Source organism: Haloactinopolyspora sp., assembly GCF_027324685.1.
Classification (GTDB): Bacteria; Actinomycetota; Actinomycetes; order Jiangellales; family Jiangellaceae; genus Haloactinopolyspora.
The window spans coordinates 40,618-55,169 of record NZ_DAHVSH010000146.1; the positions used below are offsets into that span (position 1 = coordinate 40,618).

The following is a 14,552-nucleotide window of genomic DNA, read 5'->3' on the forward strand; positions in this document are numbered from 1 at the left end:
GGTCAGCCGGGGTAGGCGGGGGCTCGGCCGGTGGTGATCTCGCTCCAGCGGTTGCCGGGACGCTGTTCGAGCAGGACGCCGGCTGCGGTTTCGAGGATGATCCGGCGCTCGGTCGGCGGGGCCGTGGCCACTCGCGTCGCGTTCTCGACGGCCAGTCCGCGGGGCTCGGTGACCTGCCCGGACAGCCCGACGATGTACGGCAACGGCTCGTCACCACCGGTGGCCAGCAGGACGACGACGCTGTCCGCGGCGTTCCAGCCGACGTCGATCGCCTGTCCCTCGGGCCCGAGGGGCCGCAGTTCGTCCAGCCGGATCGCCGAGCGCGCGTCCACGTCCCGGATGATGGTGCCGACGTACGCTCGCCCGTCGACGATCATGGCGACCCGGGTGCCGTCCAGCGACACCGCGAGCCGGTCCACGTCGCGTCCCTGCAGGCCAGGGGCGATGAGCTCGACGCTCTCGCCGTTGGGCCGGTTGACTCGCACCCCGGGACCCTCGACGCCGTGGTCGACGGCCCAGACGAGGCCGGCTCGATCCCAGGACGGCGAGGACAGATCGATGCCCTGAGCCAAGGTCTCGACGACCTCGTCGGCACCGAACGAAGCCACCTGCAGTTCATCGCCGGCCGCGCTCACCACGACGGCCCGGTTGCCGCCGACGTTCACGGCGAACTCGCGGATGTCGGCCATCTCACCCAGGGGCCCCTGCACGGGTCGTGGCTCCCCACCGGCCAGGGTGGCGATCCCGTCGTCGCTGATGAAGTACAGCGGGGTCTCCAGTGACAGCACCGGCGGCGCGAACTTCGCCATGGTGCCGTCCTCGGTCGACACCGCTCGCCCGCCCTGCGGCAGCGGGACGTCGCCGGACAACACCTCGACCTGATCGACCTCAGGCAGCTCGCTGAGCGTCCACACCAGTTGGGCGGTCATCAGTTCGCGCTCCTCCGGCGTCGCCAGTCCGGCGTCGCCGCTGAGCTTGACCGTCGCGGTACCCGCACGCACCGGCACCGCATCCACACCGAGCTCGGTCGATTCGGGGAACGACGTACGCACCGCCGCCGCCAGCCAGTCCGAGGGACCGGCCAGCAGCCGCTGGGCGAGCAGGGTGGCGGCGTTCTCGTTCTGCGGCAGGTAGACCGGATCGGGCACCAGCACGTTGAGCCCGGGGTCGAAGTAGTACACGTTGTGCGGCTCGTACTCACGGCCGAAGGTGAACTCGGCGACGATGAGGCCGTCGGGCAGGTCGCTGATGCGCCACTCACCGTTCACCCGCTCGGTGCCGAACTCGATGGTCTTCGTGGTCCCCGCCGGTGCCGCTTCGTACGTGCCGTCGACGCCCACGGTTCCGGTGACGTTCATCGTCACCCGGACGCCGCCAGGGATCTCCTTGATGTCTGGCCGAGCGCCGCCGTAGACGGTGATGCCGGCCGTGGCGTTCCACGACAGGGCGGCGTCCTCGGTCAGGAACAACCGGGCGGTCTCGAAGCCGGCTTCGTAGGACCCCATGGCCTCGATGAGCCCGTCGGCGATCTCGGCCGGTTCGGCTCCCTGCGCCGGCGGCGGCGCCTGCACCTGAATGAACGGCGGCTGCTGGTCCGCTGGCTCGATGGGCTCGCCCCCGACGACCGGGCCGGAGGTCGGGATCTGCGCGCATCCGGCCGCGAGCACACCCAGCGCCACGAACGTGGCGGCGGCCGCAGCGCCGCGTACCCGCTCACCCATGCCGGGTCACCTCCGGTGAACTCGGATGCTCGGCGGTGCCGGGCTGCTCCGGCGTGTCGAGCCGGCGGTACGCACCGCCCACCCCGTTCGCCTGGGTCGCGGCGTCACCGGCGTCGTCCGGCACCAGTGCGAGCGGAGACGAGCGTAGTTCGTCGCCGGCCGAACGCGGCAGGGTGAGGCGGAACTGCGAGCCCTCCCCCGGGTCGCCCCAGGCCTGCAGCCACCCGCCGTGCAGCCGGGCGTCCTCCAGCGAGATGGACAAGCCGAGCCCGGTGCCGCCGGTCGTGCGGGCCCGTGCCGGGTCGGCCCGCCAGAAGCGGTGGAAGACCAGGGAGGACTCGCCTGGTTTCAGCCCGACGCCGTAATCACGTACGGCCACCGCCACCGCGTGCTCGTCGACGGCGATCCGCACCCGCACGTCGCGCCCTTCGCCGTGCTCGATGGCGTTGACCACGAGGTTGCGAACCACCCGCTCGACCCGGCGCGCGTCGACCTCGGCCACGCACGGCTCCACCGGCACGTCGGCGATCAGCTGCCCGCCCTTGTCCGCGGCCAGCGGCGCGGCGGAGTCGATCACCTTGTACACGATGTCGCGAACGTCGTGGCGCTCGGCGTTGAGGACCGCGGCGCCGGCGTCGAAGCGGCTGATCTCGAGCAGGTCGGTGAGCAGCGCCTCGAACCGGTCCAATTGCGCCTGCAACAGCTCCACGGAACGCTGCACCACCGGGTCGAAGTCGTCTCGCGATTCGTACAGTACGTCAGCGGCCATCCGGACCGTGGTCAGCGGCGTCCGCAGTTCGTGCGACACGTCGGAGACGAACTGCTGCTGCATCCGCGACAGTTCTTCGAGCTGGCCGATCTGATGCTGCAGGCTGGCGGCCATCTGGTTGAAGCTCAGCGCCAACCTGGCCAGGTCGTCACGGCCGCGGACCGCCATTCGCTCGGACAGTCGGCCGGCGGAGAACCGCTCGGCGATCCGAGCCGCCAGCCGGACGGGCGTGACGACCTGGCGCGCCACCAGCCACGCCAGAGCGCCCAGCAGCAACACCAGCAGCACTCCCGCGGTCGCCAGCGCGGTGAGGACGACGTCGATGGTCTGTTGCTGCTCGGTCAGCGGGAACAGGTAGTACAGCTCGTACTCGCCGCCGGTCGGGTCGATGACCTGGCCACCCACCACCAGCCCCGGCACGTTCTGCCGGTCCGGGTATTCGATCAAGGTGTAGGTACGGAAAACTCGCGGCTCGGTGACCACCTGGTCACGCAGGTCATCGGGCACGCTGGTGTAAGTCGGCCCGGACGAGAACGACGAACTGCGCACCGAACCGAGCAGAACGACTTCATAGAGCGGGTCGGTTCCGGTGGTCCCGCGAGCGGCCGCGTCCTCGGCGACCTGGCGCAACACCTGGCTCAGCGTGCCGGGTTCCTGCTCGACGGCGGCGTCGAGCTGGCCCTGCGCCGTGTCGATGCCGGCCGCGGCATCGGCGACGGCCGCCTTGGCCTGCGCCTGCAGCAGCCCATCGGTGATCTGGCGCGCCAACGTGATCCCGAGCAGGGACACGACGACCACCGACAACGCGAGCGTCGCGGTGATGACCCGCAGCTGGATCGAACGCCGCCAGGTGCTTCGCACCAGCCGCCAGGGCCGCATCACCGCCTGCACGAGCCGTGGCATCGCGCGCGACACGAAGTCCGCACCGGCCGGCACGGAAGTACCGGGCGCGCCGTCAGCCCGGTCGGAGCCTTCTGCACCGGCCACCGGACTCACCCAGGACCGGCCTTGTACCCCACACCGCGGACGGTCACGACGATCTCGGGGTTCTCAGGATCATGCTCGATCTTGGAGCGCAGGCGCTGTACATGCACGTTGACCAGCCTGGTGTCGGTGGCGTGGCGGTAGCCCCAGACCTTTTCGAGCAGTTCCTCTCGAGTGAACACCTGCCACGGCCGGCGAGCCAGGCACGCGAGCAGGTCGAACTCCAGCGGAGTCAGCGACACGGGGTTGCCGTCACGTTTCACCGAGTGCCCGGCGACGTCGATGACGACATCGCCCACCTGCAGCGTCTCGGGCTTCGGATCGTCGGTACGACGCAACCGGGCCCGGACTCGCGCCACCAGCTCCTTGGGCTTGAACGGCTTGACGACGTAGTCGTCCGCCCCAGATTCGAGGCCGACGACGACGTCCACGGTGTCGCTCTTGGCAGTCAGCATCACGATCGGCACACCGGACTCACTGCGGATCTCTTTGCACACGTCGATGCCGTCACGACCGGGCAGCATCAAGTCGAGCAGGACCAGGTCCGGCTTGAACTCGCGGAACGCAGGGAGAACCTCGTCGCCCCGGGTGATGATGGCGTGCTCGTACCCCTCCCCGCGCAACACGATTCCCAGCATCTCGGCCAGCGCGGTGTCGTCATCGACGATGAGCACACGTCCTTTCATGTCCATATCGTGACACCGAAGTGCCCCTGCGTCGAAACGCCACCGCAGATCTGCCCGTTCGATCGCATGGACAGCCTTCGCCACCACCGGAGGTGAACGTGGCACGATGTCCGAGTCGGCACCGACGTTTCCGCCCAGGAAGCAGCACCGGTCGCGACATCCACGGATCTTGAGCGTCGTACGCGGCACTGGCTGAGAAGGAGACCATCGAATGCCCGGGACCGCAGGGCCGCCTCCCCCGGAGGACCGGCCCGAGACCGAGGCCGACGAGACCCCCTCGCCGCCGTATCCCGGCTGGTCCACGCAACAACCCGAACGGCGTGGCTGGGGTGACCCCGGCGGTTGGCAGCAGCCGGGCGGGGCCCAGTCGCCCGGCGCGCCACCCCCCTCCGGCGGTGCCCAGACACCGGGCGGGTCACCTCCCGCCGGCGGGTGGCAGCAGCCCGGGGGCTCGCCGTCGGGACTGCCCGGCGGTGCTCCGGCCAGCGGCGGCTGGACCGCGGCCCCCGGCCCGGCGTGGCAGGTGCCCGACGCCAAACCCGGCGTCATCCCGCTGCGCCCGTTGGGCGTGGGCGAGATCCTCGACGGCGCGGTCACGACCATTCGCCGCAACCTCGGCGCCATGCTCGGCCTGTCCGCTCTGGTCGCCGCCGTCACGCAGCTGCTGTCGACGGCCAGTCTGGTGTGGATGTTCGGCGAACAGGTGACCGAGCCCGCGTTCGGCCTGACCGACGATGTCGAACAGATCGACAACGTCGCCACCGGCATCCCCGCGGCACTGCTGAGCTCGTTCATCACGCTCATCGCCACGGTCTTCCTGACCGGAGTGCTCACCGTCGTCGTCGGCCAAGCCGTGCTCGGCCGCCGTCTCAGCGCCGCCCAGGCCTGGCGCGAGTCCAAGGGGCGGCTGCTGCGCCTGCTCGGGTTGACCCTGCTCTACACGGTGATCTGGGTCGGTCCGCTGATCGCGTGCCTCGTCCTCGCGGTCGTGCTGGCCAGCGTCGGGGCCGGCGCCGTGGTCCTCATCGTGGTCGGAGGCATCATCGTCGCCGCCGTGGTGGGGGTCTGGCTCTATGTCCGCTTCGCGCTGGCCGTGCCCGCGTTCATGCTCGAGACCGCGCCCGGCCCGGACGGACGGGCCCGCCCCATCCGGGTGATTCCCGCGCTGCGCCGGTCGAGCGCACTGGTCCGCGGCTCGTGGTGGCGCACGTTCGCCATCCTGCTCCTGATCACCTTCATCGTCTGGCTCATCGGCCAGGTCGTGGCGGTGCCGCTGGGCGTACCCGGACTGTTCAGCGGTGCCGACAGCGGCGGCAGCGTGGTCACCTGGTTCATCCTCAACACACTGGCGGGCATCATCGCCGCGACCATCAGCGCGCCGTTCTCCGCCGCGGCCACCGCACTGCTCTACGTCGACCGCCGGATCCGTCGTGAAGGCCTCGACATCGAGCTGGCCCGCGCGGCCGGTGTCGACCTGCCCGGCTACCGCGGCCCCGGAGGGCCGCCGCGCTCCTCGTGATCGGCGCGGCGCTGCGCGGGTGGCCGGCGTCGGTGTCCATGCGCTCGACGTCAACCGGCGACCTCCCGGTCGACCTGGGCCGAGACGAGGCACGCGAGCTGGCCCGCCAGGAACTGTCCAAGCCGTCCTACGACCGCGACACCCCCATCACCACCCGGGTGATCCAGTGGATCGCCGAACGGATCGAGGACCTGCTGGCCGCCGCCTCCGGCACCTTCTCCAGCGGCCTGGCCATCGCGGTGATCGTGGTGATCGTCGTGGCGCTCGCCGTCCTCGTGGTCCTGCGCACGGGGCCGTTGGCACGCCGCGGTGCTCGACGTGCCGCGCCGGTACTACCCGATCAGCGACGCACCGCGTCGGACCACCGCGCCGCCGCCGACGACGCGGCCGGTGACGGCGACTGGAACACCGCCGTTCTGGAACGGTTCCGCGCGGTCATCGCCGGACTCGAAGAACGCGGTGTGCTCGACACTCGCGCCGGTCGTACCGCCGACGAAGCCGCGGTCGAGGCCGGCGCGGTGCTACCTGGCGTGGCCGAGATCCTGCGAGCGGGCGCGACACGCTTCGACGCCGTCCGCTACGGCGCCCGGCACGCCGGGCCTGCCGACGACGCCGCGCTGCGCGAACTCGATGACGCTGTGACGACGGCCCGGCCCGGTCGGCCCACCGAGGCCGGCGCGGCGGAGTTCGCGGTGCCTCGATGAGCCGACTGGTCACCCACGAACGGCCGCTGCCTCGACCGAGCCGCGGCGACGAACCGAGCGCGCCGGAACCATTGGCCAGCCGATGGCGACGGTGGCGGCTGCCGGCCGCCGTGATCGCGCTGGTGCTGGTCACCGCGGTGATCATCGGCATCGTGCAGAGCTCGATGAGCCGCGGAACGCTGGATCCCGAGGGCATCGACGCCCAGGGCGCCCGCGCTCTGGCCCGGTTGCTCGACGACCAGGGCGTAAAGATCACGCCGGTGCGGACGACCGAGGCCGTGCTCGAGGCGACCAGTCCCGGCGACACGGTGCTCGTCACCGTACCCGACCTGCTCACCGCCGGTCAGGTCAACGACGTGGTCGACACCGGAGCACGCCTGGTCCTGGTGGCACCGCAGGCGTCGGTGGAGCAGTTCGCACCGGAGCTCGACCCTGTCCGGGTCGGCCCGCCGGAGGTCGTCGAACCCGCGTGTGACCTCCCCGAGGCCCGCCGGGCCGGGCCGGCCAGGCTCGGTGGGCTGGGCTACGAGGGCGAGCTCAGCCGCACCCACGGCGCTCGGTGCTACACCGTCGGCGACAGCGCCACGCTGGTGACCACTGCCAGCGCGGGAGGCAGCCCGGTCACCCTCATCGGCTCCGGCGACCCGCTGACCAACGAACATCTCGACCAGGACGGCAACGCCGCCTTGGCGCTGGGTCTGCTGGGCCACAGCGACCACCTGGTCTGGTACCGCCCGGTGCCCGAGTCCGCCGAGGGCGGGACCGTGTCGCTGACCGACCAGCTGCCCGACTGGGTCGGCGCCGCTGCGCTCCAGCTGGCGGTCGCCGTGGCACTGGCCGCCGCATGGCGGGCGCGGCGGCTGGGTCGCTTGGTGCCCGAGCAGCTTCCCGTCGCTGTGCGCGCAAGCGAGACGACCGAGGGCCGGGCCCGGCTCTACCGGCGCGGGCACGCCCGGGAACACGCCGCTGCGCTGCTGCGCGAGGCCAGCCTCCGTAGGCTCGACCGCATGGTGGGGCGCCGCTCGAGCACACCGTCGCCGGCCGCGGTGGCTGAACTCGCCGCAGTCGTCGCCGAGCGCACGGGTCGCCCCGTCGAACAGGTCGAGACTGTGCTCGGTGGCCCGCCACCTGCTGACGACGCCGGGCTCGTCCGGCTGGCCGACGAGCTCGACACGCTCGAGGCCGAATGCTCTGTCCGCCCGGCCGGCGCCGCGCCGCCCACACGAAAGGATTCCGGCATACCGTGACCGACGCGCCAACCACCGCCTCCGACCAGGCCAGAGCCGCACTGACCAGCGTCCGGCACGAGGTCGCCAAGGCCGTCGTGGGGCAGGACTCCGCCGTCACCGGCCTGGTGATCGCCGTGCTGTGCCGTGGCCATGTGCTGCTCGAAGGGGTGCCGGGCGTGGCCAAGACGCTGCTCGTGCGGACCCTGGCGACCACGCTCGACATCGACACGAAACGCGTGCAGTTCACCCCCGACCTGATGCCCGGCGACATCACCGGCTCGCTGGTGTACGACGCGCGCACCGCAGAGTTCTCGTTCGCGCCCGGCCCGGTGTTCACGAACCTGCTGCTGGCTGACGAGATCAACCGCACGCCGCCGAAGACTCAGGCCGCGCTGCTCGAAGCCATGGAAGAGCGGCAGGTCTCGGTCGACGGTCAGCCCCGGGCGCTGCCGGACCCGTTCGTCGTGGCCGCCACACAGAACCCGGTCGAATACGAGGGCACGTATCCCCTGCCCGAGGCGCAGCTCGACCGGTTCCTGCTCAAGCTCACCGTCTCCCTGCCCGAGCGGGACGACGAGATCGCGGTACTACGCCGGCACGCCGACGGCTTCGATCCGCGCGATCTCGGCGCAGCCGGGGTCGGTGTGGTCGCCGGACCGGAGGATCTGCGGGCCGCTCGCACGGCGGTCGACGGCGTCCGCGTCGACCCGGACGTACTCGGCTACGTCGTCGACGTGTGCCGGGCCACCCGCGTGTCGCCGTCGGTGCAGCTCGGTGTGTCGCCAAGGGGTGCCACGGCGTTGCTGCGGACGTCGCGGGCCTGGGCATGGCTGTCCGGCCGTGAGTACGTGACCCCGGACGACGTCAAGGCGCTGGCCCGGCCCACTCTGCGGCACCGGATGACCCTGCGACCCGAGGCGGAGATGGAGGGCGTGACACCGGACTCCGTGCTCGAGACGGTGCTGTCCACCGTCTCGGTGCCGCGCTGATGGTGCTGACCGGCCGCGTGGCGGTCCTCGCGGCACTCGGCGCGGTGATCGTCGCCGTTGCCGTGCCATCGGTCGTGGGTGTCGTCGTCGTGTCCGGCGTGGTCCTGGCAGTGACCGGCGTGGACGCGGCACTGGCCGGCGCACCACGCGCTCTGCACCTGGACCGCGGTGGCGACCACGCCGCCCGGCTGGGTGAGCAGGCGCACGTACAGCTGAGCGTGCGAAACGACGGCACTCGCCGGGTACGTGGCATCCTGCGCGACGCGTGGTCGCCGTCAGCGGGCGCGACCGGCGAACGGCACCGCCTGGATCTGGAGCCCGGAGGTCGCCACGTCGTCGAGACGGTCCTGCGCCCGACCCGCCGCGGCGACCGCCATGCCGACCGGGTCACCATCCGCACGTTCGGCCCGCTGGGCCTCGGTGGCCGGCAGAGCTGGCGGCACGTCCCCTGGTCGGTGCGGGTGCTGCCGGCGTTCCGCGCCCGTCGGCACCTGCCGAGCCGGCTGGCCCGCCTACGCGAGATCGACGGGCGCTCGGCCGTGCGGACCCGTGGTGCCGGCACCGAGTTCGACTCGCTGCGCGAGTACGTCATCGGCGACGACACCCGGTCCATCGATTGGCGCGCCACAGCCCGCGGCGGTGGCGTCGTCGTCCGTACCTGGCGCCCGGAGCGCGACCGCCACGTGCTCATCGTGCTGGACACCGGGCGGACCTCCGCCGGCCGAGTCGGCACAGCTGGTATCGACGGTGCCGCCGTGGGCGGCACCGGACGCGACGAGCCGCGCCTGGACGCCGCCATGGACGCTGCGCTGCTGCTGGCTGCTCTGGCCAACCGCGCCGGTGACCGAGTCGACATGATCGCCTACGACCGCCGCGTTCGTGCGTCGGTCACCCGGCCCCCGCCGGGCGCAACCCTCCCGAGGCTGGTGGACGCACTGGCGCCGGTCGAGCCCGAGCTGCTCGAAACCGATCACCGAGGGCTGGCCGCCGAGGTGATGCAGCGCGCCGGCCGGCACGCGTTCGTCGTGGTGCTGACCGGCCTGGATTCCAGCGCCGTCGAGCTGGGGCTGCTGCCGGTGATCGGCCGGCTCACCCATCGGCACACGGTGCTGATCGCCTCGGTCGCCGATCCTCGCCTCGAGCAGCTCGCCGCCGGGCGCGGCGACACGCACGCGGTCTACGGCGCGGCAGCGGCCGAGCACGATCGGCTGGCCCGCGCCCGCGTCAGCGAGCAGCTGACCCGGCGTGGCGCGCACGTCGTCGATGCGCCGCCGGGTGATCTGCCGCCCGCCGTGGCTGACGCCTATCTCGACCTGAAGGCCGCCGGCCGGCTTTGACCTGCGGCGTCAGGCGGCCACCGGCAGGACGTCGCCGCGTACGTCCTGGTCGACGTCGCCGACCTCACCGGCTTCGACCGCCCGCCGACCGTACACCCACACGTAGGCCAGGAAGGCGAGCTCGGCGACCACCCCGATGGCGATACGCGCCCACGTGGGCAGCGCCGACGGCGTCACGAACGCCTCGATGACCCCCGAGACGAGCAACACGCCGGCCAGCCCCACCGCCAACCCGACGGCCGAGCGGCCCGCTGCAGCCAGCGCGTCGCTGCGCCGCTGGGGCCCGGGGTCGATCACCGTCCAGCCGAGCCGCAGACCCGCACCGGCGGCCACGAACACGGCGGTGAGCTCGAGCAGACCGTGCGGCGTGATGAGGCCGAAGAACACGTCGAGGCGACCGGCCGCGGCCATCAGCCCTGCCGATGCCGCCAGATTCACCACGTTCATCCACAGCGCGTAGACGACCGGGATGCCGAGGAACACGCCGAGCACCAGGCATGTGGCGGCCACCCAGGCGTTGTTCACCCACACGCGGGCGGCGAACGAGCCCGCTGGATTCTCGGAGTAATAGTTCTCGAAGTCGTGCTCGACGAGTTGCCGGATCTGCTCGGGTGCGCCGAGCGTGGCCTGCACCTCCGGGCTGGCGGCCACCCACCACGACACGGCGACCGACACCGCCACGAACACCAGAGCGGTACTGACCCACCATCGCCGGTTGAGATAGACCGCCGCCGGAAAGCTCACGGTCAGAAAGCGCACGACATCGCGCCAGCCCGGATCGTGCGAGCCAGCGACCGCGGTGCGCGCACGTGCCACGAGCGCAGACAGCTTTCCGACGACCGCTGGGTCCGGCGCAGCCGAACGCAGCGTGGACAAGTGCGTCGATGCGGCACGGTAGAGGGCGACCAGTTCGTCGGCCTCGGGTCCGGACAGCTTCCCGCGACGACGGACGAGCGCGTCGAGCCTCGCCCACTCGTCCCGATGCGCGGCGACGAAGGCGTCGAGATCCACGCGCCCGCCTCCTTCCGCGGCACGGCAACGACGACATCGACGATAAGCTGCCGGGCCCTGCTGGTGCTGGCGGGGTACGGATCACGGTGGGGCGCGCAGGCTACGTGCTCAGCGCCGAGGGACCACGTTCGGTGTTGAAGCGGCGGCTGCGGCAGACTGAACCGATGAGCGATCTGGTGACCGGCGAGGCTGTTCCCCTGGAAGTCCGCCGGGCCAAGCTGCCGTCGCGCGCGTTGTCGTTCACCCTGGATGCGCTCCTGCTCGGCGCCGTGGCCATCGGGTTCCTGCTCCTGCTGGGCCAGATCGTTCCCGACGTCGACGAAGCCCTGGCTGCCGCGCTCGTCATCGCTTCGACCGTGTTCGTCCTGGTCGTTCTGCCGACGACCATCGAAACCCTGACCCGGGGCAAGTCCCTGGGCAAGCTCGCCCTGGGCCTGCGAGTGGTGCGTGACGACGGCGGGCCGATCAGGTTCCGGCATGCCCTCGTCCGCGCCCTGGCCGGCGTGTTCGCCGACTTCGTCATCACCGCGGGGCTGGGAGCGGTGCTGTGCTCGCTGCTCAACTCGCGTGACAAGCGCATCGGCGACATCATGGCGGGAACCATCGTGGTGCGAGAGCGGATACCGGCGGTCAATGCTCCGCCCCCGGCTGTCGATCCCGCCCTGGCCGGCTGGGCGAGCACGCTGGAGCTTTCCCGGCTGCCGGACGAACTCGCGCTGGCCGCCCGGACCCTCCTCGCCCGTGCCCCGCAGCTGGCTCCGGAGGTCCGCGAACGGCTCGCGGCCGACCTCGCCACCCAGATGGCTCAGGTCGTCACCCCGCCCGCGCCTTCGGGCGTCCCCGCGCTGACGTATCTGGCCACGGTGCTGGGCGAACGGCGGCGGCGCGACAGCCTGCGCTACGCCGAACAGGTGCCGCAGTCGGCCGGACCATCAGGGCCAGCGCAGGCTGGACCATCGCCGACCGGGTCGCCTTTTCCGGAACCGTCTTCGCCTACGGATCGGTCCACGCCTCCTGCTGAGTCAGCTTCGACGCCGACCGAATCAGCGTCGCCCCCGCCACCAGCTCCCCCGCCACGGCCCGACAGCGGATTCGCTCCACCGGGCTGATGCTCGACCGTGGGGTGAGCCCGAGCCGGGCGCAAAGCTCATCCCAACCGGTCGGGTGAACATCTGCCCGCTGAATACCGGCCGTGAAGATCGTCGTGGGAAAAACAACCGCTGAACACCGGTCGTGAAGATCGTCGTGCGGAGATCCGCGCACTATACCGGCATTTTCGCGCACGAAGATCTTCACGACCCGCCTACGCAAGCACACGCCACCAGAACCACGCACGACGATCATCACGACCGGCCCGCGGAGCTGCTCACGACCGGTTTACCGGGTCACGGCCAGAACCGGCACGACGCCGGCGACGCTCACTCCCGGGCCGTTGCCGACCGGTCCAGGTCGGGTTCGAGGTAGATGTGCACGGCCTCGGGAACGGCGGCACGGATGCGCGCCTCGGCGTCGTCGATGGCCGCGGCGATGTGCCCGCCACCTTGATCGGCCCGAACCGCGATCTTGGCCGCCACCAGCAGTTCCTCGGGGCCGGTGTACAGGGTGCGGATGTGGATCACACGGTCGACACCGTGGGCCTCGCGCACGGCTGCCACGATCGCGTCGACTTGCTCCCGGGACGCGCCCTCGCCGATCAGCAGGCTGGACATCTCCATGGCCAGGACGACGGCGATGATGACCAACAGGATCCCGATGGCTGCCGTACCCGCGACGTCGAAGTAGGCGTTGTCGGTCAGCAGCGCCAAGCCGACGCCACACAGCGCGAACACCAGGCCGAGCAGCGCGCCGATGTCCTCGAGCAGCACGACGGGCAGCTCCGGCGACTTCGACCGCTTGACGAACTGCACCCACGACGACCCGCCGCGCACCTTGTCCGACTCGATGACGGCGGTGCGCAGCGAGAACGACTCCATGGCGATGGCGGCCAGGAGCACCACGATGGGAACCCACCACCAGCGGCTTTCGAGCAGCTCGTTCGGGTGACCGGCGCGCACCTCGTCGAACTTGTGGTACGCCTCGTAGAGCGCGAACAGGCCGCCCACGCTGAACAACACGATGCTGACGATGAACGCGAAGACGTAGCGCACCCGCCCGTACCCGAACGGATGCTCCGACGTCGCCGCGCGCTGCGCGCGCCGCCCGCCGACGAGCAACAGCACCTGGTTGCCGGAGTCGGCGACGGAGTGGATCGCTTCGGCGAGCATCGACGACGCACCAGTCAGCGCCCAGGCGACGAACTTGGTGATGGCGATCCCCAGGTTCGCCAGCAGCGCTGCGACGACGGCTTTGGCCCCGCCGTGACTCGCCATGTCGGTCAGGCTCCTTCGGCGTTGGCGTCGTGGTGCTCGACCGTCGCGGCCGACCCTGACCCGGTGGTCACCGCGAACGCGACGCCGTCACCGTACAGCCGCGGCGAGCGGTCCGCAGCCGAAACGAAGACCGCCTGCCCCTGCCCTACCTCGAGCGTGGACTCCGACGTCGTCAGCGTTGCCGTGCCGGCTACCACAAGGACGACCCCGGGCGTCCGCACCGGCGTCCCGGCCGCCGACAGGTCGATCGACGAGAGCACGAACTCGTCGAGGCCGGGCACCGGGTAGACCTGCTCGCCCGCACCGCCCGCCCGCGGCTGGATCGGCATCGCGCCGTCGGGCTCGTAGCGCAGCAGCCGCAGGACCTCGGCGGTGTCGACGTGCTTGGCCGTCAGCCCGGCACGCAGCGTGTTGTCCGAGCTGGCCTGCGGTTCGATGGCGACCCCGGACAGGTAGGCGTGCGGCACCCCGGCCGGGACGAACACCGCCTCGCCGGGCTGCAGCCGGACGTGGCGCATCAGCAGGGCGAGCAGCAGGCCACGGTCACCCGGATACTCCTTCGCCAGCCGATGCACCAGGCCGAGGTGTCCCTCGTCCGTGCGCGCTGCGGCCTCGCTGGTCATGTCGGCGACGAGGGCATCGACCTCGGCGTCGGGCAGGCTCAGCCACTGGCGAACCAGCCGCTCGAGTCCACCGGGCGAGCGCAGCACCGTACCGGCGTGCACCAAGGCCTCGGAGCGGCACGAGCGCAGCAGCTCGGCGCGGGCCAGCGGGTCGGCGAAGCCGAGCAGCGCCTCGAACTCCGTGCGGGCGACGACCATCTCGGGTTTGTGGTTGCGGTCGCGGTACGAGCGTTGTGGGGAATCCAGCGCGATGCCAGCGGCATCTTCGGCGGCGTACCCCTCGCCGGCCTGCTCGATCGTCGGGTGCACTTGAACCGACAGTGGGCGTTCGACGGCGAGGATCTTCAACAGGAACGGCAGGCGCGGGCCGAAGCGCCGCACGACCGCGTCGCCGAGCGTCGCTTCCGGCGCGGCAGCGATGTAGTCGTCGAGGGTGCGCCCCTCGCCCACGACGGTGGACGGTGCTCCCGGGTGGGCACCCACCCAGAGTTCGGCCTCGGGCTCGCCGGACGGCGCACGACCGAGCAGCTCGGCAAGGACGGTGAGTGAGCCCCAGGCGTACGAACGCACCGGGTTGTCGAGAAGTACGGCCACGGCCGCCACCCTATCCA

General features: G+C 71.4%; 12 protein-coding genes. 6 read left to right on the top strand and 6 right to left on the bottom strand.

All coding sequences use genetic code 11. The features are described 5' to 3' along the window. Positions 1-2 precede the first annotated feature (2 nt). The 3 genes from M6444_RS16205 to mtrA all read right to left on the bottom strand — a co-directional run bounded on the left by M6444_RS16205 (position 3) and on the right by mtrA (position 4,160). Complete coding sequence (locus M6444_RS16205; protein WP_298329622.1) at positions 3-1,721, bottom strand: LpqB family beta-propeller domain-containing protein; 1,719 nt, start codon at positions 1,719-1,721, stop codon at positions 3-5. Then, complete coding sequence (gene mtrB, locus M6444_RS16210) at positions 1,714-3,393, bottom strand: MtrAB system histidine kinase MtrB (protein ID WP_363326399.1); 1,680 nt, start codon at positions 3,391-3,393, stop codon at positions 1,714-1,716. Before mtrB ends, M6444_RS16205 begins: the two co-directional genes overlap by 8 nt. An 89-nt stretch (positions 3,394-3,482) precedes the next feature. Beyond that, complete coding sequence (gene mtrA, locus M6444_RS16215) at positions 3,483-4,160, bottom strand: MtrAB system response regulator MtrA (protein WP_298329627.1); 678 nt, start codon at positions 4,158-4,160, stop codon at positions 3,483-3,485. Between the two features lie 211 nt (positions 4,161-4,371). Between mtrA and M6444_RS16220 the strand changes: the two genes are divergently transcribed. From M6444_RS16220 to M6444_RS16240, 5 genes are read left to right on the top strand one after another with little or no spacing between them, the layout of a single operon-like run. Further along, positions 4,372-5,679 (top strand): hypothetical protein, encoded by a 1,308-nt coding sequence (locus M6444_RS16220; RefSeq protein WP_298329629.1) that lies wholly within the window; start codon positions 4,372-4,374, stop codon positions 5,677-5,679. 38 nt (positions 5,680-5,717) lie between these two features. Next, entirely contained in the window at positions 5,718-6,383 is a 666-nt protein-coding gene (locus M6444_RS16225) for a DUF4129 domain-containing protein (RefSeq protein ID WP_298329631.1), read from the top strand. Beyond that, a complete protein-coding gene (locus tag M6444_RS16230; protein ID WP_298329633.1) occupies positions 6,380-7,630 on the top strand; it encodes a DUF4350 domain-containing protein in 1,251 nt (416 codons plus the stop codon). The genes M6444_RS16225 and M6444_RS16230 overlap by 4 nt, the downstream gene beginning before the upstream one ends. After that, positions 7,627-8,601 (top strand): MoxR family ATPase, encoded by a 975-nt coding sequence (locus M6444_RS16235; protein WP_298329636.1) that lies wholly within the window; start codon positions 7,627-7,629, stop codon positions 8,599-8,601. The genes M6444_RS16230 and M6444_RS16235 overlap by 4 nt, the downstream gene beginning before the upstream one ends. Then, positions 8,601-9,938, top strand: coding sequence for a DUF58 domain-containing protein (locus tag M6444_RS16240; RefSeq protein WP_298329639.1), 1,338 nt, complete (start codon positions 8,601-8,603; stop codon positions 9,936-9,938). The genes M6444_RS16235 and M6444_RS16240 overlap by 1 nt, the downstream gene beginning before the upstream one ends. 9 nt (positions 9,939-9,947) lie before the next feature. Here the strand turns inward: M6444_RS16240 and M6444_RS16245 are convergent, their stop codons facing one another. Then, entirely contained in the window at positions 9,948-10,949 is a 1,002-nt protein-coding gene (locus M6444_RS16245) for a stage II sporulation protein M (RefSeq protein WP_298329642.1), read from the bottom strand. 164 nt (positions 10,950-11,113) lie between these two features. Between M6444_RS16245 and M6444_RS16250 the strand changes: the two genes are divergently transcribed. After that, positions 11,114-12,058 (top strand): RDD family protein, encoded by a 945-nt coding sequence (locus tag M6444_RS16250; protein ID WP_298329645.1) that lies wholly within the window; start codon positions 11,114-11,116, stop codon positions 12,056-12,058. 309 nt (positions 12,059-12,367) lie between these two features. Here the strand turns inward: M6444_RS16250 and M6444_RS16255 are convergent, their stop codons facing one another. Together M6444_RS16255 and manA are read right to left on the bottom strand one after the other, a co-directional pair. Further along, positions 12,368-13,318 carry a cation diffusion facilitator family transporter gene (locus tag M6444_RS16255; protein WP_298329647.1) on the bottom strand — a complete coding sequence of 317 codons (951 nt, stop codon included), beginning with the start codon at positions 13,316-13,318 and terminating at the stop codon, positions 12,368-12,370. A gap of 5 nt (positions 13,319-13,323) precedes the next feature. Then, on the bottom strand, positions 13,324-14,535 hold the full coding sequence (gene manA, locus M6444_RS16260) for a mannose-6-phosphate isomerase, class I (protein ID WP_298329651.1): 1,212 nt from the start codon (positions 14,533-14,535) through the stop codon (positions 13,324-13,326). Positions 14,536-14,552 lie beyond the last annotated feature (17 nt).

Excerpts from the sequence above, each read along its gene's own strand:
- M6444_RS16230 (WP_298329633.1), top strand. The coding sequence starts at position 6,380 with ATGAGCCGACTGGTCACCCACGAACGGCCGCTGCCTCGACCGAGCCGC.
- M6444_RS16205 (WP_298329622.1), bottom strand. The coding sequence starts at position 1,721 with ATGGGTGAGCGGGTACGCGGCGCTGCGGCCGCCGCCACGTTCGTGGCG.
- M6444_RS16220 (WP_298329629.1), top strand. The coding sequence starts at position 4,372 with ATGCCCGGGACCGCAGGGCCGCCTCCCCCGGAGGACCGGCCCGAGACC.
- M6444_RS16225 (WP_298329631.1), top strand. The coding sequence starts at position 5,718 with ATGCGCTCGACGTCAACCGGCGACCTCCCGGTCGACCTGGGCCGAGAC.
- M6444_RS16250 (WP_298329645.1), top strand. The coding sequence starts at position 11,114 with ATGAGCGATCTGGTGACCGGCGAGGCTGTTCCCCTGGAAGTCCGCCGG.
- M6444_RS16255 (WP_298329647.1), bottom strand. The coding sequence starts at position 13,318 with ATGGCGAGTCACGGCGGGGCCAAAGCCGTCGTCGCAGCGCTGCTGGCG.
- M6444_RS16240 (WP_298329639.1), top strand. The coding sequence starts at position 8,601 with ATGGTGCTGACCGGCCGCGTGGCGGTCCTCGCGGCACTCGGCGCGGTG.
- mtrB (WP_363326399.1), bottom strand. The coding sequence starts at position 3,393 with ATGCCACGGCTCGTGCAGGCGGTGATGCGGCCCTGGCGGCTGGTGCGA.
- mtrA (WP_298329627.1), bottom strand. The coding sequence starts at position 4,160 with ATGAAAGGACGTGTGCTCATCGTCGATGACGACACCGCGCTGGCCGAG.